Genomic DNA, 229 nt, shown 5'->3' with positions numbered 1-229 from the left:
GTGATGAATCCCCAACCTGCCGATGACGCGCCACAATTTATGAAGGATTATTATGACTATTATAAAACGAAGCGTGGCTATCACTCCCGTTCCATCAATTCAGGTCTGGGGTGGAACGTCACTTCCTCGCTTTCACTTCTCAATATGCCCATTTTGGCTTACAGCGATGAAATCCGCAGTGCCGTATTGGTGGTGCATGGCGAAAAGGCACATTCGCGCTATTTCGGCG

The 229-nt window shown here is 48.5% G+C and carries 1 pseudogene; it reads left to right on the top strand.

Annotation, left to right across the window (positions count from 1 at the left end):
* Nucleotides 1–229 (top strand): annotated as a pseudogene (locus H6A60_RS14700) (alpha/beta hydrolase); the annotation flags it as partial.

It is taken from the genome of Sutterella massiliensis, assembly GCF_016899755.1.
GTDB lineage: Bacteria > Pseudomonadota > Gammaproteobacteria > Burkholderiales > Burkholderiaceae_F > Sutterella > Sutterella massiliensis.
Note: the sequence above shows the minus strand (reverse complement) of the source record. Positions and strands in the feature narration are given on the sequence as shown.